The organism is Halomonas sp. KG2 (assembly GCA_030440445.1).
Classification (GTDB): Bacteria; Pseudomonadota; Gammaproteobacteria; order Pseudomonadales; family Halomonadaceae; genus Vreelandella.
The window spans coordinates 3,201,765-3,218,819 of sequence record CP098528.1; the positions used below are offsets into that span (position 1 = coordinate 3,201,765).

The 17,055-nt window shown below is 51.3% G+C and carries 15 protein-coding genes; 6 read left to right on the plus strand and 9 right to left on the minus strand.

All coding sequences use genetic code 11. The features are described from left to right. Positions 1–8 precede the first annotated feature (8 nt). From NDQ72_14950 to NDQ72_14970, 5 genes are all read right to left on the minus strand, one after another. The gene (locus NDQ72_14950; GenBank protein ID WKD27345.1) at positions 9–653 is read right to left on the minus strand and encodes a DUF2291 domain-containing protein; all 645 of its coding nucleotides are present in this window, start codon (positions 651–653) and stop codon (positions 9–11) included. Positions 654–702: 49 nt separating this feature from the next. Further along, the gene (locus NDQ72_14955) at positions 703–1,812 is read right to left on the minus strand and encodes an alcohol dehydrogenase catalytic domain-containing protein (GenBank protein ID WKD27346.1); all 1,110 of its coding nucleotides are present in this window, start codon (positions 1,810–1,812) and stop codon (positions 703–705) included. A gap of 444 nt (positions 1,813–2,256) precedes the next feature. Beyond that, entirely contained in the window at positions 2,257–3,237 is a 981-nt protein-coding gene (locus NDQ72_14960; protein ID WKD27347.1) for a sugar-binding transcriptional regulator, read from the minus strand. A 93-nt stretch (positions 3,238–3,330) separates the two neighbouring features. Further along, positions 3,331–5,061 (minus strand): dihydroxyacetone kinase family protein, encoded by a 1,731-nt coding sequence (locus NDQ72_14965; GenBank protein ID WKD27348.1) that lies wholly within the window; start codon positions 5,059–5,061, stop codon positions 3,331–3,333. A gap of 94 nt (positions 5,062–5,155) precedes the next feature. Beyond that, on the minus strand, positions 5,156–5,629 hold the full coding sequence (locus NDQ72_14970; protein WKD27349.1) for an RpiB/LacA/LacB family sugar-phosphate isomerase: 474 nt from the start codon (positions 5,627–5,629) through the stop codon (positions 5,156–5,158). Between the two features lie 354 nt (positions 5,630–5,983). Between NDQ72_14970 and tal the strand changes: the two genes are divergently transcribed. Further along, complete coding sequence (gene tal, locus NDQ72_14975; protein WKD27350.1) at positions 5,984–6,931, plus strand: transaldolase; 948 nt, start codon at positions 5,984–5,986, stop codon at positions 6,929–6,931. Positions 6,932–6,963: 32 nt separating this feature from the next. Next, the gene (gene tkt / locus NDQ72_14980) at positions 6,964–8,958 is read left to right on the plus strand and encodes a transketolase (GenBank protein ID WKD27351.1); all 1,995 of its coding nucleotides are present in this window, start codon (positions 6,964–6,966) and stop codon (positions 8,956–8,958) included. A gap of 73 nt (positions 8,959–9,031) precedes the next feature. On the opposite strand, the gene NDQ72_14985 is transcribed toward tkt, so the two are convergent. Further along, on the minus strand, positions 9,032–9,922 hold the full coding sequence (locus NDQ72_14985; GenBank protein ID WKD30412.1) for a serine protein kinase RIO: 891 nt from the start codon (positions 9,920–9,922) through the stop codon (positions 9,032–9,034). A gap of 28 nt (positions 9,923–9,950) precedes the next feature. Here NDQ72_14985 and NDQ72_14990 point away from each other — a divergent pair, with 28 nt between their 5' ends. Then, positions 9,951–10,895, plus strand: coding sequence for an IS5 family transposase (locus NDQ72_14990; protein ID WKD27352.1), 945 nt, complete (start codon positions 9,951–9,953; stop codon positions 10,893–10,895). A gap of 213 nt (positions 10,896–11,108) precedes the next feature. Here NDQ72_14990 and dbpA read toward each other — a convergent pair whose 3' ends face one another. After that, positions 11,109–12,506, minus strand: coding sequence for an ATP-dependent RNA helicase DbpA (gene dbpA, locus NDQ72_14995; protein WKD27353.1), 1,398 nt, complete (start codon positions 12,504–12,506; stop codon positions 11,109–11,111). Between the two features lie 166 nt (positions 12,507–12,672). After that, entirely contained in the window at positions 12,673–13,149 is a 477-nt protein-coding gene (gene ybaK, locus NDQ72_15000) for a Cys-tRNA(Pro) deacylase (GenBank protein WKD27354.1), read from the minus strand. Positions 13,150–13,256: 107 nt separating this feature from the next. On the opposite strand from ybaK, the gene NDQ72_15005 reads away from it, so the two are divergent. After that, entirely contained in the window at positions 13,257–13,445 is a 189-nt protein-coding gene (locus NDQ72_15005; protein WKD27355.1) for a DUF3008 family protein, read from the plus strand. Between the two features lie 66 nt (positions 13,446–13,511). On the opposite strand, the gene NDQ72_15010 is transcribed toward NDQ72_15005, so the two are convergent. Next, a complete protein-coding gene (locus NDQ72_15010) occupies positions 13,512–14,375 on the minus strand; it encodes a cation diffusion facilitator family transporter (GenBank protein ID WKD27356.1) in 864 nt (287 codons plus the stop codon). A 107-nt stretch (positions 14,376–14,482) separates the two neighbouring features. Between NDQ72_15010 and NDQ72_15015 the strand changes: the two genes are divergently transcribed. Together NDQ72_15015 and NDQ72_15020 are read left to right on the plus strand one after the other, a co-directional pair. After that, on the plus strand, positions 14,483–15,352 hold the full coding sequence (locus NDQ72_15015) for a LysR family transcriptional regulator (protein ID WKD27357.1): 870 nt from the start codon (positions 14,483–14,485) through the stop codon (positions 15,350–15,352). Positions 15,353–15,548: 196 nt separating this feature from the next. Further along, positions 15,549–16,958: a PhoH family protein gene (locus NDQ72_15020; GenBank protein WKD27358.1), complete on the plus strand. Its 1,410-nt coding sequence runs from the start codon at positions 15,549–15,551 to the stop codon at positions 16,956–16,958. Positions 16,959–17,055: the final 97 nt, after the last annotated feature.

A 17,055-nucleotide genomic window follows, 5' to 3' on the forward strand; every position in this document is an offset into this window, starting at 1 on the left:
AAAGTTCCTTACTCTATGACCGCTATACTCACAGGAGTAATTAGCCAGTTCTTGGGATTGATCATGGTGAAGGAACCGACTATCTCTAACGTTTTCCCAGTTAAATCTCGCTCCAAAATATCCGCCAACACTTTCTTTTTCATTTCATCATTTAGTGCCGCACCCACATCTTGGTATTCGATCTGATTGGTAAAATCGCCAAATTGAATATCTCCGGTTGTATCTCGCAGCGTAGTGCCATTAATCGCCGGACCAGTCTGCACACGGATTTCTATCTCTGAAGGCACATCAGCAACCTCGATGGTGTAAACACCCGCTCGACTTTCCACTGCAGTCCCCATCAATGAAACCGGCACAATATGTCCAATACCAGCTGCGATACCATATTTATCGCCAGCCCCGCTTGCATCCTGGAGCACTTCCGAAGCTAATACTGGAGCACTGACAGCATTCGCCTCGATATACGCTTGCACATCAGGGAAGTTCTCCTGCGCAAACTGCTGTGGCGAAAAACCTACCGCACTCTCAAGTTCGGTGAGGTTAACCACTTTGGTATCAAACACCATTAGTGCAAATAGTATTAAAACAAATGCCCCTGCGGTATAAACTTTTATTGGCTTATCACGGGGCACCGAACTTGATGTCATCGACATAACCACTCCGGCTATCATTGTATTTATTAATATAAAAACAGAACCACCGCTATTTTTTCCAGTCAGGCATCAATACAACCTTTAACGCATCAGGATCATTACGCATTAGATCTAGCCCTTCATGGAAATTTTTTAACGGTAATTTGTGAGTGACCACATGGTCTGTTGGGAAATCACCATTGCCGATACCTTCGATCACAAGTGGGTAACAATATGGGCCTAAGTGTGCACCCAATACATCCAACTCTTTACGGTCACTGATAATGCTCCAATCGACAGTAACGGGCTCTTTGAATACACTAAACTCAACAAAGCGGCCAAGCTTACGAATCATATGAAGCCCTTGTTCTACCGACTGTACTGCACCACTGGCTTCAATATAGATATCGCAGCCATAACCTTCAGTAATGCCTTTCACATAATCAACAACATCAACTTCAGCAGGGTTGAGAATAATATCAGCGCCAAATTGCTTGGCTAATTCCAGGCGTTTATTGTTGAGGTCTAACACAACAAGCGTGGAAGCTCCTGACTTCTTGATCGCTCCTATCATGCCAAGCCCCAAAGTGCCCGCACCTGAGAGCACTACTACATCACCCAACTCAACCTGGGCACGTTTAACAGCGTGTAGGGAACAGGAATAAGGCTCTACAAGTACAGCTTTTTCTATCGGTAGCTCATCTGGTAATTTGTGATTGATAGCCTCTTTGGGGAATACCATGTACTCGGCCATGCCACCGTTTACGTTGTTCTGAAAGCCATATACGTCGTGCTTTTCGCACATCCAATACTGCCCGCGATTACAGAAGCGGCACCCCCAACAAGGCACAATCTGCTCAGAAATAATGCGATCACCAATTTCAAAACTCTTTACATCTTCACCGAAGGCCACAACATGGCCGATAAACTCATGACCTGGGATCATCGGCGCTTTTATGTACGCGGGCTGAGTATCATCTCCCCAAAAGCTGGGAGCGCCTTCGTATGCTTTTAGATCACCTGCGCAGATGCCACATGCTTCGACCTTAATCAGTACCTCTCCCTCTCCCACCTTAGGCACATCGACCTCTTCAAGGCGATAATCACCAGGGGCGTAGGCAACAACGGCTTGCATTGTCAGCGGCAATTGAGTGTGGCTATCGTTATCGGTGTTACGCATGGATCACTCCTTATGTCTCTTGTGTTGTAGTAATATCTACGCCCGCATTACAAAAGATCTTAATATGCACATATGAATTAAGTACTTTCAGACCAATCGAGTCAATCCCTAGCACAATTTTTAACTATTATACTTTAGGACTACAATGTAATTTATTGATTTTAATAATAAAAAAATAAACCTATTGGAGATTACTCATAAAGTCTGCATAATAATGAAACAAAACCTTTCTTATATATGATCCAGCAACGTTCAAATGTTCACACCAATTGCCATCCACGCCCCCTCACTCCACGCAAAGTAAGCGCGCAACTAACCCGGCATGCCAAAACTTGAGCATGCCTAAAGGAGTAACAGACGAAGATAGAACGTTAGCGCAGGAGAGAGGGAGGATCAGAATTCGCTAGCTAAAATACCCGACGCCTCGCAATTAATAAGCAGCTATTAAGCTTGAACATCTCCCTGAGTGGCCTCATCGAGGCGAAGAATCGTATGAGCATTGGTGACGCTGGTCGCCAAGGTATCAATGACCCCCGTACGTAGCGCACCCAGTATACCGACAGCCTTAGTATTCTCACTGGCGATAGCGATCACATCAGGAATACGGGTAAGATCCTGAATATTAAGCCCCACCACGCGCCCCTGCATGCGCGTATCAGAGGGTCGTCCGTGAATATCGATAAAATCATAGCCCATCATATCGCCCACCGTTCCAGAGAGCCGTGCTTCAGCGATCTCCTGGGCTGAGAACCACCCCATACGCACCATATTGCTATCTTCGCTCACGTCACCAACGCCAATCAGAGCAGTGTCTGCGCGTCGAGCGCGATCTAACGTCTGGCGTACGGTGGAGTTTTCATACAAGGAATCCCTTAGCTCGCTGTTCTGAACCAAAGCAGGGGCATATAGGGTCTCACTATCACCTCCGAACCGACTCGCCAACCGTCGACAAATATGATCAGGGTTCATATGCTCACCCGCGCGCAACGAGCCGCCAATCGCACAGACAAAAGACACATTTAAAGACTCTGCCCGGAAAACGTTATCAGCCACAGCGGCGACGTTACGTCCCATCCCAACCGCCACAATCTGACCATCCGTCAAACTGCGTGAAAGATGATCAGCCACCAGACTCGCGACTGCCGAGCGCTGTACATCAGGGTCGGAATTATCCAACGCAATCAGCGCTCGCTTTAGACCAAAGCGCCGTTTTAACTCCTGCTCAATCTCAACACTAACAGCAGGATGCAAACGCACCCGAACATCAACAATGCCTTCCGCCTGCGCGCGCTTTAGCAGCCGCCCTATCCGCACACGCGAATGCCCAAGCCTTTTAGCAATAACTTCCTGCGTCTCCCCCTGCACATAGTAGAGCGTTGAAATTTCTGTCATTAAGTCAATATCTGCAGCGTCTTGACCATTCATGCTTTGCACCCAGGGACTGTTGAGGAGCGCTTAATCAGGCTCAAAAACGAGGCTCTCCAACACAAGAAGAGCCTCGCATGAACGCGTATAATGTCAGCTTGCCTCACATTTTTTCAACACAGGGATAAGAGCTTGAATAATCAATGCCAATGAAACTGACCCAGCATCAGGTGTCCCCAAGCTCTTTTCTGCCAATGGGCGAGCCCGCCCGACCCGAGGGAGTAATTTTGCCGTAGCCTCAGCGGCCTCACTGGCTGTATTCGCAGCAACTTCCCAGCAGGCCACTACGCTTTCCCCCTTTTCAGCTGCGCAGGATAAGGCATCGGCAACCGGTGCCAACACATCTACTAGCGTTTTATCACCCAGTTCAGCCTTGCCGAATGCCATTACCTGCTGACGCGCGCTCACCACCCCAGCCGCAAGACGCTGACTTGTGAGCGGCCTATCATTGCCAAACGACTCACCCAGTGCCTTCAAGATAACCCGCCAGATAGCGCCTGACGTACCCCCTGCCTTATCTGACCAGCGCTGACCTGCCCATTGCAGCACTGTTTCTGCCCCCGCGCCTCCATTGAGCGCTTCATTAGCGCCTTCAAGCGCCGCTTTACTGCCACGCTGCATGCCGATTCCATGGTCTCCATCACCAGCAACAGCATCAATTTGGCCTAACAGGTCACAATTATTATTGACAGTACTGGCCAGCACTTGCAGCGCATCGACCACTCCGCGCGCCAACTTGCGAGAAGACTCACTTGCCTCAGGAATCGCCTCTTGCACCACCACGTCTACTTCAGCTGGATCCAACGCCTCTGCGGGTTTGACACTGCCTTTTCGATAGCCAGGCGCATCAGCCGCAGCGGTCCAAAGCGCCTCCATCTGCTGATCAAGCCAGAAAAACGTCAGTGAAACTCCAGCCATATCAAGACTAGTGACCAGCTCACCGACATCCGGCTCTACAATACTTATCCCTACTTCCTGCAATAACTCATCGATTTTACGGTAAATAACAAATAACTCTTCATACTTAACGGTGCCCAAACCATTGAGAATCACTGCGACACGGGCGCCTTGAACATTGATACCATCAGGAACTTCTTGCAGTAACCGGCTAACAAGCATTTCTGCCAAGCCATCCGCCGAGGGAGTATCAGTCTCATCAATTCCGGGCTCACCATGTATCCCCAGACCAATGGCCATCCTGCCCTCTGGCACATGAAAGAGCGAATCATCCGCTCCTGGCAGCGTACAGCCAGCAAACGCGACTCCGAACGAACGCGTGCAGCGATTTGCTTCCTTGGCGACAACAACCACCTCTTCAAGCGATAAACCCTGCTCAGCGGCAGCAGCAGCGGCTTTGAAAACCGTTAGATCACCTGCAATACCACGGCGCTTATCAAGCTCTTTCAAAGGGGCGCTGGCCACATCATCGGCAACCAAAACGATTTCACACGGAATACCTTCAGCTATCAAACGTTCACGCGCTTCACCAAAGTGCAGCACATCACCCGCATAGTTACCAAACGAAAGCAACACGCCTCCCCCATTACTGGCCGCTTTGGCCACGGAGTAAACCTGCTGCGATGAAGGCGAGCAAAACAGATTCCCCATAACAGCTCCATGAGCCAGCCCCTGCCCGACCAACCCTGCAAATGTTGGATAATGGCCGCTACCACCGCCAATCACGACAGCAACCGTACCCGGCTTACTGCGCGTGCTGCGCACAACGCCACCAGACACAGCCATAAGCTTATCGCGATGTGCAGCCACCAATCCTAAGCGGGCTTCTTCAGGGAAATCACTTGGGTCATTGAATAGGCGTGTCATCGTCATTTCCTATGGAATGAGGACAAACTGCTTTATCACAGCTTGTAGGGTGTTGTTATTAAAGTCAGCGCCGACAAGTACAACCGGTTTTCGGTTACTTAATATGCAGCCGGGACTCATATTCGGTAATTTTTGCCACTTTCAGCTCGGATGCCCCACCTGGAAAAGTATTATCCAGAAAGGTTGAAACAATAGACTTAGCTAGCTCTGGACCAACAACTCTAGCGCCTAGCGTTACAATCTGCGCGTTATTACTGGTCTGCGCTTTAGCTGCTGAGTAAGTATCATGCGCCTGAGCAGCGCGTATCCCTGGAACCTTATTAGCAGAAATGGCTACGCCGATTCCCGTACCGCATACCAGTATGCCACGATCAAAGCGCCCCTCTTTAATGGCCGTAGCAACCTCAAAGGCAACATCCGGGTACATTACTGGCTGAGCATTAAACGTACCAAAATCTTCGACGTCATAGCCCAACTCACGGATATAACTAATCAGGATCTCTTTCAGGTCGTAAGCGGCCTCATCACCGCCAATTGCGACTTTAAGAGAAGGCATTGCTCTAGACATTCATGCTCTCCCTTTCCAAACAATAGATACAAGGCAACTTTTAGCGATTCATGCTGAGACTCAGTCACAAACCATTTGCTAGCAGCGTTCAATCTACCACCAACTGTTCATTTGTAAATGACCCGATCATAGGATCAATCAGGAAAGATAAAGACGGCAAGACCATAAAGCCTATGCAATAAAGATTAAAATATTGATTTTTAATCAAAAATAAATCATTAAACTGCATAAATAAGTATCACTATACTTTTGTAGCATAGCGTAAAATCGCAAAAAATCGGCATTTTATTTGACTGATACGCCCGTAATGCACAATCATTTGATCAGCAATCGTTCATTTTAAATGGAGACATCATGTCACTTCTGAATGAATTACGTGAGCACTCTCTGGTCGTGGCCGACACAGGCGATTTAGATGCTATAAACCGCTACCAGCCGCAAGACGCTACCACTAACCCCTCGCTCATTCTTAAAGCCTTCGAATTCCCTCACTACCAAACGATGATCGATAAGGTGGTTGCCGATTCTTGCTTTGAGAAGAGCAACCCAAGCCTTGTGGTTGACCGGCTTTCAGTTGCTATTGGTGAGCAGATATCCAAAGTGATACCAGGACGAATTTCTACAGAAGTGTCCGCACATCTCTCTTTTGATACGGAAGCGAGCATCCGTAAAGCCTACGAATTGATAGAACGCTATGAAGAGCTCGGCATCCAGCGTGACCGAGTACTCATCAAACTTGCTGCCACCTGGGAAGGGATTCGCGCCGCCGAGCAGTTAGAACGCGAAGGCATCAATTGCAACTTAACGCTTCTGTTCAGCGACGCTCAGGCCCAAGCCTGCTTTGATGCTGGGGTCTATCTGATTTCGCCTTTCGTTGGTCGCGTTAGCGATTGGTATAAACATAAAACAGGCAAACAATTCACACCAGACGATGATCCCGGCGTGCTATTCGTCAAGGGGATTTGCGGGAGGGCTGCTGCTGGCAATTATGAAACGGTCGTTATGGGGGCAAGTTTTCGTACGACAGATCAAGTCTTGGCATTAGCGGGCTGTCATCGCCTGACTATCTCGCCCTCGCTGCTTGAGCAACTTAACAGCCTGGAGGGGAATTTAACTCCCACTATTGAGTTCCACAAGGCTAAACATATTGCCCCCTCACCATTATCAGAACCGAGGTTTCGCTGGGAACACAATCTAGACGCCATGGCTAACGACATGTTGGCAGATGGTATCCGGCGTTTCGCCAGCGATCAGCAAACGTTAGAGACACTCATTGCTCAACGCTTAACGGCTGGCGACTAACGATAACTATCAACATTCAAGGCATAATCGATATGAACAACCGTTTTGAGCTGGCCAATGCCATTCGCGCCCTTTCCATGGATGCTGTTCAGAAGGCCAAATCTGGCCACCCTGGCGCGCCTATGGGCATGGCTGATATCGCCGAGGTGCTGTGGAATGACTACCTCAAGCACAACCCCGAAGATCCCAAATGGGCTGATCGCGACCGGTTCGTGTTGTCTAATGGCCACGGCTCAATGCTGCTTTATTCGCTGCTGCACCTCAGCGGCTATGAATTAAGCCTGGAACAGCTGCAGAACTTCCGCCAGTTGCATTCGCCCACGGCTGGCCACCCGGAATTTGGCTACGCGCCAGGCATCGAAACTACCACCGGCCCGCTGGGCCAAGGGTTCGCCAACGCCGTTGGTTTTGCGATTGCTGAAAAAACGCTGGCCGCGCAGTTTAATCGCCCTGGCCACAACATTGTTGATCACCATACGTGGTGCTTCCTGGGTGACGGCTGCTTAATGGAAGGCATCTCCCATGAAGCCGCATCGCTGGCCGGTACTCAGCAGCTTGGCAAGCTGATTGCCCTGTATGACGACAACGGCATCTCTATTGATGGCGAGGTTGAAGGCTGGTTTACCGACGACACCGCTAAGCGCTTTGAAGCGTACGGCTGGCACGTGGTGCCAAACGTCGACGGCCATAAGCCGGAAGAGATCAAAGCGGCTATTGAATTAGCCAAGAGCCACGACGATAAGCCTAGCCTGATTATCTGCAAAACGATCATTGGCTTTGGCGCACCTAACAAACAGGGTAAAGAAGAGGCACACGGCGCACCTTTAGGTGACGACGAAGTGGCCCTCGCCCGTAAGCAACTCGGCTGGGAACACGCACCGTTCCATATCCCCGAGCCCGTTTATTCTGCTTGGGATGCCCGTAACGCTGGCAAAACCCGCCAGCAGGAGTGGGATGCCCGCTTCGCCCGTTATGCCCAAGCATTCCCAGCCGAAGCCAAAGAGTTTGAGCGCCGCATGAAGGCGCAGCTACCGGCAGAACTTTCAACCGCCGCGCTCATTGAGCAGGCTCAAGAGAAAGGTGAAAGCATTGCCTCTCGCAAGGCCTCTTTTGAAGCGTTGAATGTTATCGGCCCGCAAATGCCCGAGCTGCTCGGCGGTAGCGCCGATCTTGCGCCGTCTAACTTGACCTTCTGGAAGGGCGCCAAAGCTATCACCCCGGAAGACGCTAGCGGCAATTACTTGCACTACGGGGTACGTGAGTTCGGCATGGGCGCGGTGATGAATGGTATCGCCCTTCACGGTGGTTTCGTTCCGTATGGCGCGACCTTCCTGATTTTCATGGAATACATGCGTAATGCCGTGCGGATGGCCGCGCTGATGGGCCAACAAGCCATTTATGTATTTACCCATGACTCTATTGGCCTGGGCGAAGATGGACCCACCCACCAGCCGATTGAGCAGCTGACCAGCCTGCGCACAACGCCTAACCTGAACACATGGCGCCCCTGTGACGCGGTTGAAACAGCGGCTTCCTGGGATGCCGCGGTGAAACGCCACTCTGGCCCCACCGCGTTGGTGCTCTCGCGCCAGAACCTGCCTCATCAGCAGCGCACCAAGGCGCAACTAGCGGCTATTCAGCGTGGTGGTTACATTTTGAAAGACAGTGACGGCACGCCCGAGCTGATTTTGATTGCCACCGGCTCTGAAGTATCGCTTGCCATGGACGCCGCAGCAGAACTAGAGCAGCAGGGTAAAGCGGTGCGCGTGGTCTCCATGCCGTCAACCTACCGTTTTAATGGCCAGGACGCGGAATACCGTGAAAGTGTACTGCCCAAAGCAGTCACCAAACGGATTGCGATCGAAGCGGGCCATGCCGACTACTGGTACAAGTACGTTGGCCTGGATGGTCGTGTTATCGGTATGACCACCTACGGTGAATCTGCACCTGCGGGCGAACTGTTCAAACATTTCGGCTTTACGGTCGAGAATATATTAAGCGAAGCAGAGGAAATACTAAGGAGCTAGTAAGAAAGCGTTAAACAACTTTCCAATCTAGGGCATGGCTAGCATTGCAATAAAAGCCATGCCCTATTAAACATTAATCTTCGTCATCATCACCGCGCATGCGCGCCTGACGATCAGCCTCTTCCTCAATGGCATCATCAATCACTTCCAATAGCTCATCGACATTAGCTATGTGACTATCAAGTTCAAAATGGCCAGTCAGCTTACTATCAGGGTGTAGCTTGCCTGCTTCATACAAGGCCCACATTTCTTTACCGTAGTGGGTAGTCAGTAGCTCGGGGGCAAAACGACCGAAGTAGGCGCGCATATTATCAACATCGCGCTCTAGCATTGCCGCCGCGCTGTTGTTACCCGCCGCATCCACCGCCTGGGGCAAATCGATAATCACCGGCCCTTCTGCATCAACCAACACGTTGAATTCAGACAAGTCGCCATGGATCAAACCTGCGCACAGCATTCGCACTACGTCTTGAATCACTTTGGCGTGATAGCGCAGCGCTTGTTCCTCGGTTAGAGTCACTTCATCCAAACGTGGCGCTACGTTCCCCTCGGCATCACTGATCATTTCCATGAGCAGTACGCCATCAACAAAACCATGTGGCTCAGGCACACGTACATCAGCGGCAGCAAGACGATATAGCGCATCGACTTCCGCATTCAGCCACGCCTGCTCCTGCTCTTTTTGACCGTAGCGAGTCTTTTTGGCCATGGCGCGCGAACGACGACTATTGCGCTCCTTGCGCCCTTCCTGGTATTGCACGGCCTGTTTAAAGCTACGCTGCTTAGCTTCTTTAAAGACCTTGGCGCAACGTACTTCTTCACCGCAGCGCACGACATACACCTGTGCCTCTTTACCACTCATTAACTGCACCAGCACCTCGTCGACCATTCCATCATCGACCAGGGGCTGTAATCGCTTAGGGAGACTCTGATTAAGTCTCAAAATCAGCGATAATACGGCCATCGTCAACCGCATAGGATTCGTTGCCACCATGGATCAGATCACCTTCTCCGAAGCCGAGTACCAGACCAAAAAGCGCAAGACTCGCCGCGAGATCTTTCTGGAGCGGATGGACAAACTGATTCCGTGGAAGCAGTTGGAGAAGAAGGTCGCTCGTTATTATCCCAAGGGCCAGACTGGCAGGCCACCGTATCCCCTGCCGACCATGCTGCGAGTCCACTGCATGCAGTTGTTCTATAACCTCAGCGACCCGGCCATGGAAGATGCCCTGTACGAGATTGAATCCATGCGGCACTTCGCCGGCCTGAAGTTGGATCGCTTACCGGATGAAACCACCATTCTCAAGTTCCGTCATTTCCTTGAACGCCATGGCCTCGGCAAGGTGTTGTTCAAAGAAGTGAACAAACACTTGGAGAAGAACGGTCTGATGCTGCGCGAAGGTAGCATTGTGGATGCTTCCATCATTTCTGCTCCAAGCTCCACGAAGAACGAGAGCGGCAAGCGTGACCCAGAGATGCACCAGACCCGAAAAGGCAATCAATGGTACTTCGGCATGAAGATGCACATCGGCGTCGATGACACGCTCGGCCTGATCCACAGCATCGATACCACGGCAGCCAACATCCACGACATTGTGCCCGCCGGTAACCTTTTTCATGGTGACGAGCAGCGCGTGTTCGGTGATGCTGGTTATCTTGGGATTCAAAAGCGCGATGAGCATAAAAATCGTAAAAACGTATCCTGGTTCATTGCTAAACGTCCTGGCTCTCGCAAGAAAATGGATGACCGTCAGTTGAAAGCTGAAAAGCTCAAAGCCAGTGCTCGGGCCAAAGTGGAACACCCATTCCGCTACATCAAACAGGTCTTTGGCTACAGCAAAGTCCGCTATCGCGGCCTGGCCAAAAACAGTACCCGGTTGCACTTGCTAGCAGCATTCACCAATTTACTGATCGGTGAAAAATACTTGCTGGCGTAGGGCCAGTGCGCCCGAATTCCGCCAAAACGGCGGGAAACGGGCAAAAAACGAACAAAAAAGGGAAAAATTACGCCGAAATCGAGTTTGAACGGCTTTTTTTCGAATTGAAAAGCGATTCAGCGACAAATCAGGCGTTAATCAGACCCTCCTTAGGGATTTTCATGGTTAGCTGCGTCGGCTCCTCTTTACTATCTGTGCACAATCATTAATCGATCAATAGCGAATACGGCGGACGCGGAAAGCGCGCCCTTTAAGTTTGTCACGTTCAAGTTTGGCCTGGGCTTTTTGAACAGCCCCATGCTCCACTGCCACATAGGCACTGCGGGCCAGCACTTTAATTTTGCCTACCTGATCACCACGCAGGCCACCTTCGCTGGTTAGCGCCCCTAGGATATCCCCCGGGCGCAGTTTGTCTTTCTTACCACCCGCCAACTGCAGTGTTGCCATAGGCGGTTCAAAGGGCACTGAATGCTGGGGTTTGGGCAAGGGTTCGGTGGTAATCGGTTGTTCTAGCAAGCCTTCCAACCGCTCCAGCCGATAATGCTCCTTAGGTGTGACCAGCGTACAGGCAATGCCGCTAGCCCCTGCGCGCCCGGTTCGCCCTACTCGATGCACGTGGACATCAAGCTCACGGGCAATCTGATAATTAAACACCGCATCTAACTGAGCAATATCTAAACCGCGCGCAGCAACATCCGTTGCTACTAGAATAGACGCACTTTGGTTAGCAAACAGAATTAGGCGACGATCACGATCTTTCTGCTCTAAGTCGCCGTTGAGCGCCACGGCACTAAAGCCAGCATCCACCAGTTGCTCAGCCACTGCCTGAGTTTCGCGTTTAGTGTTGCAGAACACCACGCTGGTCGCTGGCCGATAAACCAGTAGCAGCTGTTGAAGGGCCGCGAAACGCGCCTCTTCATTGGCAACGTCATAGAAGTGTTGATCAATAGTAGTGGCATCATGAACCTCGGCCACTTTGACCATCACTGGCTCACGCATAATGCCGCGGGTCATAGCAGTCAGGCCACCTGAAGCCTGATCGTCTGGGAATGTCGCACTAAACAGCAGCGTTTGGCGATCAGCTGGGGTCTCATCAATGATCGCATCAATGGTGTCTTGAAAACCCATATCGAGCATACGATCGGCTTCATCAAGTACCAAGGTGGTAAGCGACCCCAGTGTCAACGAGCCTTTGCGCAAATGCTCGTCGATACGTCCCGGCGTGCCCACGACAATATGCGCACCATGCTCCAAGGAGCCTAGCTGCGGCCCAAACGGCGCTCCGCCGCACAGAGTAAGTACTTTAACGTTGGGCAACCCACGCGCTAAACGACGTAGCTCTTCGGCCACCTGGTCGGCGAGCTCTCGGGTGGGGCACAGCACAAGGCCCTGTACAGCAAATGCTTCTACGCGTAACTCAGCCAGCAGTGCCAAGCCAAAGGCAGCGGTTTTCCCCGACCCCGTTTTGGCCTGAGCCAACACATCACGCCCCGCCAACATCGGTGGCAGGCTTTGCGCCTGCACAGGCGTCATTGCGTGATAGCCAAGGGAATCTAAGTTGCTTAAAAGCGCAGGAGAGAGCGCAAGCGATGCAAAAGAAGTGTCAGACACAAAATTATCCTGAAGGGGCTATATTGCCCAGCAAACCTATAATGTGAAGCACCATACCAGAAAGCGCCAACCTATGCCTTGGCAAGGATAGGCGAACGGTACAACATGGGTGGTTGCTAGCCCCATAGATGAGTGGTTGCTAGTCCCATAAATAGTAGATCAGAGATTAGGAAAGAGTCGTTGCTAGCGCCGCAAAACGCCCCTGGCATAACGCTACTAAGTCGTTCGGAGCAAGCTCAATCTCCAGCCCACGTCGCCCCGCACTTACATACAGTGTCGAAAATGTCTGCGCCGAGTCGTCGATAAACGTAGGCAGACGCTTTTTCTGGCCCAGCGGGCTAACACCACCAAGCACATAACCCGTGGTCCGCTCCACGTCACCTGGCGCCGCCATTGACGCTTTTTTCGCCCCTGCCGCTTTAGCAATTTGCTTTAATCCCAGTTGGCTGGTGACCGGTACAATACCAACTGCCAACTGCTTACCATCCAGGATAACTACCAAGGTTTTAAACACTTGCTGAGCGGCAACACCCAGTTTTTCAGCTGCCTCCAGCCCGTAAGATTGCGCAGCAGCATCGTGTTGATACTCATGGATCTGAAACGCAATTCCCGCGTGTTTCGCGCTATTAATCGCCGGTGTCATGGAATTCTCTTAAGTTAACATCGTCAGCTCGTCTGGAAAGGACACTTCTCTCTGCTAAGCTTAATATCGTGATTGGTTTAAGGAAGTCAACTGACAGGAGTCGACCTATGAAAGCAACTTCCAAAGCGCAGCAGAAAGCCGCGGGAGCGGCGCTTTCTGCCAAGCGTGGTGAAACAAAGCCTAGTGAACTTTATGACTCCTCCAAAGACATGTATGACTCAATGAGCGAAGAGGAACTTGAAGAGATGGCAAGCACCCAGCGCAAAGGTAAGCCTCAAAAGAGAGCAAACGACTAAACGCCTATCGGCAACGGCTCAGGTTGAGGCAGCGCTGTCACTGCTGCCTATTCTGCTGCTAATAAATTAAGTTACTAATGTAATGCTGGTCACTGCACGCAGATTACGCTGTTTGCAGTGCTGTTCTACACTTTCAACAATCTCCTCCGCATCATTGATTTGTTGCATATCCAGTTGAATATCAACCATTAAGAAGCTACCAACCTGAGCTAAACGTACGTCGTCATTGGCAATATCGAAGTCTGCCACCTCTTGTACTACGTCCTGGCGAACGCTACCCAACGGCTCGCCAAACATCAATTCGCGCAGCGCGCCACGCATCATGCGAATAGGCATCGGCAAGAAGTATCCGGCGATAATCAGCACCATCACAGGATCGGCAAAACGCGCCAGATGAGCCCAAGGGGTCAGCGTTAACCCCCATGTGAGCGCAAAGCCCAGCATCACAGCGGCACTCAGCCATGTGTCCATTTGCCACTGACGCAGCTCGGCAGCCAGCAGTGAAGAGCGCGCAATTCGAGCATAACGGCTCAACCACCACCAAGTAAGTAAACAGCCTGCCACATTCACCACGCCAAACATCAACGCAAGATCTAACGTTACCAGCCGCCCGCCTTGCGCAAGACTCCACACAGCAGACACCATTGAGAACAGGCACACTAACGCGATCACTACGCCTTTAAGCAGCACAGCCAACGGCTCTACGGTCAGCCGCCCAAAGGGGTAATGATTATCTGCCGGTTTGCGCGCCTGCTTTAACGCAAACAACGACAGCGACGCCAGCACTAAACTTAATAGCGAATAGCCACTATCGAATAAAATAGTAATTGATCCACTGGCAAGCCCGAGTGCAAGGCCGGTAAAGGCAAACAGGCTGGCAGAGACAGCAGAAAATCTGAGCGCACGGCGCTCGGCGACAAAGGGGGTCACGCGAAATACTCCAGTAAAGTATGTTAAACCCAACGCATCGTAGTGAGTACACTAACGTTTCACCAATCGCTCAGCGCCAACTTTCTTGGCTCTCAATGGAGTAACCCATGCGCGCAGAACAAGTGCAGGCGTTTATTGACGTTACTGAACATGGCTCCTTTGCGGCGGCCGCGCGACACACAGGGATAAAGCGCAGCACGCTAAGCGCCACAGTGAATGCCTTGGAAGATAGTCTTGGGGTCGTGCTGTTCGAGCGCTCAGGCAATAGCCTACAGCTCACTGCGGTAGGTGAAAGCGTGCTGCCGGACTGCTACCGACTGCTGACAAGTGCCAGCCGAATCAAAAAACACTGCCAACAGCACCTGCAAGGCGTAGAAAGCCAGCTGTGCATTGCCAGGGATGATGCGTTGCCCGAAGCATTTTGGCGACAAGTCATGCACGATTTAAAGCAGCGCTATCCGCTTACGGCCATCTCGGTATATTTATTGCCTCCTCAAGAGCACCCACAGTTCGTCCTTCGCCAAACCGTTGATATCGCCTTTGGGTTGTATACCGCTGAAGGTGCCGACGTAAATGCCAGTAATCTTGCACCGGTGAGCATGTGCCTAGTAGCGGCAACGTCGCACCCGCTAAGCCGCTTGCCCAGCGTTACCCGCGATGATCTCGCCCAATATACCCAGGTGTGCTTAACCTATGAGCAGGGCGATAAGCTAGTCAGTGAGGCACTTTTTTCGACAAATTACCTCGGGCTGACCATGTTCGAGGTCATTCGCGATGCCGCTATCAATGGCACTGGCTGGGCACTACTACCCTACCCATTGGTGAAAGAAGCCATAGAAAGCCATCAGCTTTGCGCGTTAAATCATGATCTCGCCCTGGACAGCCACTATTATCGCTACGTAGAGGGTGAAAGCCTGGGCGTAGTCGCCACCGCGCTGCTAACGAAGGTGTCACGCTTTTTAGGCACTACCCGTTGATGCTTTGTAATAGCGTTGAAATAGAGCATTGGAAAAAATTGCTTATGCCTTCCACTCTATTAAGGAACTTGTAAAAAAGTGCTACATAAGGAGATCAAAAGGACACGCTAGAGAACCGGCACAGGTGAGTGTCATCTAAGCGTAAAGTGCATCTGCCAGTGTCGATGTTGCCGTCAACTAAGGAGTAGTTTCCACGATGGTACGACTCGATAAGAAAGCGACTAGGCTGTATGTCCTAGACACGAATGTCCTTATCCACGACCCCGCCGCGCTCTACCACTTTGATGAGCACGACGTCGTTATCCCCATGACTGTACTCGAGGAGCTAGATAAGCATAAAAACGGCATCAGAGAGATTGCCCGTACGGCGCGGCAAATTAGCCGTACGCTTTCCGACTTAACCAGCCAAGTCACCTTCGACGAAATCCAGAAAGGCATTCCTATTCCCCGCATCAGTGGTGAATCGGGCCGCCTCCATTTTTTGTGCTACAACGACCTTAAACCCTTCGACTCCCTTGATGACAACCCCGACAACCGCATTCTGGCGGAAACCTGCCGGTTACGCGATGAGCGTCCGGATGCTTCCGTCATCCTGATCACTAAAGATATCAACCTGAGGGTGAAAGCTGCCGCGCTAAAAGTGCCGGTGGAAGATTACCTGAATGATCGCGCCTATTCTGACAGCGATGCCATGATTGAAGGCGCACAGGTTTACGCCACTGCCGGACAGGATGGTGCTTCGCTGTGGGAAGCACTCAATGTCGACGTCACCGTTGAACGTGTCGACCACCACACCTTTTATCAGCTAAGTGGCAACATGCCTCGCCATTGGCATGTCGGCATGCTGGTGTCCGATAGCGAAAATGGCGCTGAGTTTGAAGCCATTGTCCGTGAGCTTTCACCGTCATCTGCCCGACTACAGCTACTTACCAACTACCGTCACCATGCGGGCGTATGGGGCGTTCATGCTCACGACAGTCGCCAAAACTTCACCCTCAATTTGCTGATGGACCCAGACATTGATCTGGTCACCATTGCTGGTAATGCAGGCACCGGCAAAACCTTTATGACACTCGCTGCAGCGTTCCAGCAAACACTGGACGCCAAACTATTTGAGCGCATTGTGTTTACCCGTGCGCCAATACCCATGGGTGAAGATATCGGCTTCTTACCGGGCACCGAAGAGGAGAAAATGTCACCGTGGATGGGCGCCTTCCACGACAATATGGACAACCTATTGCGTAACGAAGAAGGGGAATCTAGCTGGGATAATGGTGCTACTCGGCAGTTAATTGGCTCTAGGGTACAGATTCGCGCACCGAGCTTTATGCGTGGGCGTACCTTAAACGATACGTTCTTGATTATTGACGAGGCGCAAAACTTCACCCCCAAACAACTGAAGTCACTGGTAACCCGAGCGGGTCGAAATACCAAAATTGTCTGTTTAGGCAACGTTGGCCAGATCGACACGCCCTACCTCACCGCCAACACCTGTGGCATGGCTGCGGTTGTCGAACGATTTAGGGATTGGCCCCATGCTGGACACATTACCCTGAAAAGCGTTGAACGTTCACGCTTGGCGCTGGCTGCCGAAGAGCTGTTGTAACGTTTGCCGCAAAAACCCTACCGATTCACACTTCCACTAAACAACACCGCCCAGCAAAGCTGGGCGGTGTTGTTTAGTGGCTATTATTTACAGGTTC

Coding starts and splice junctions, on each gene's coding strand:
- NDQ72_15005 (WKD27355.1), top strand. CDS start 13,257: ATGAAAGCAACTTCCAAAGCGCAGCAGAAAGCCGCGGGAGCGGCGCTT.
- ybaK (WKD27354.1), bottom strand. CDS start 13,149: ATGACACCGGCGATTAATAGCGCGAAACACGCGGGAATTGCGTTTCAG.
- NDQ72_14985 (WKD30412.1), bottom strand. CDS start 9,922: ATGGCCGTATTATCGCTGATTTTGAGACTTAATCAGAGTCTCCCTAAG.
- tal (WKD27350.1), top strand. CDS start 5,984: ATGTCACTTCTGAATGAATTACGTGAGCACTCTCTGGTCGTGGCCGAC.
- NDQ72_14950 (WKD27345.1), bottom strand. CDS start 653: ATGTCGATGACATCAAGTTCGGTGCCCCGTGATAAGCCAATAAAAGTT.
- NDQ72_14960 (WKD27347.1), bottom strand. CDS start 3,237: ATGAATGGTCAAGACGCTGCAGATATTGACTTAATGACAGAAATTTCA.
- NDQ72_15015 (WKD27357.1), top strand. CDS start 14,483: ATGCGCGCAGAACAAGTGCAGGCGTTTATTGACGTTACTGAACATGGC.
- NDQ72_14955 (WKD27346.1), bottom strand. CDS start 1,812: ATGCGTAACACCGATAACGATAGCCACACTCAATTGCCGCTGACAATG.
- NDQ72_14990 (WKD27352.1), top strand. CDS start 9,951: ATGGATCAGATCACCTTCTCCGAAGCCGAGTACCAGACCAAAAAGCGC.
- NDQ72_14970 (WKD27349.1), bottom strand. CDS start 5,629: ATGTCTAGAGCAATGCCTTCTCTTAAAGTCGCAATTGGCGGTGATGAG.
- NDQ72_15020 (WKD27358.1), top strand. CDS start 15,549: ATGGTACGACTCGATAAGAAAGCGACTAGGCTGTATGTCCTAGACACG.
- NDQ72_14965 (WKD27348.1), bottom strand. CDS start 5,061: ATGACACGCCTATTCAATGACCCAAGTGATTTCCCTGAAGAAGCCCGC.
- tkt (WKD27351.1), top strand. CDS start 6,964: ATGAACAACCGTTTTGAGCTGGCCAATGCCATTCGCGCCCTTTCCATG.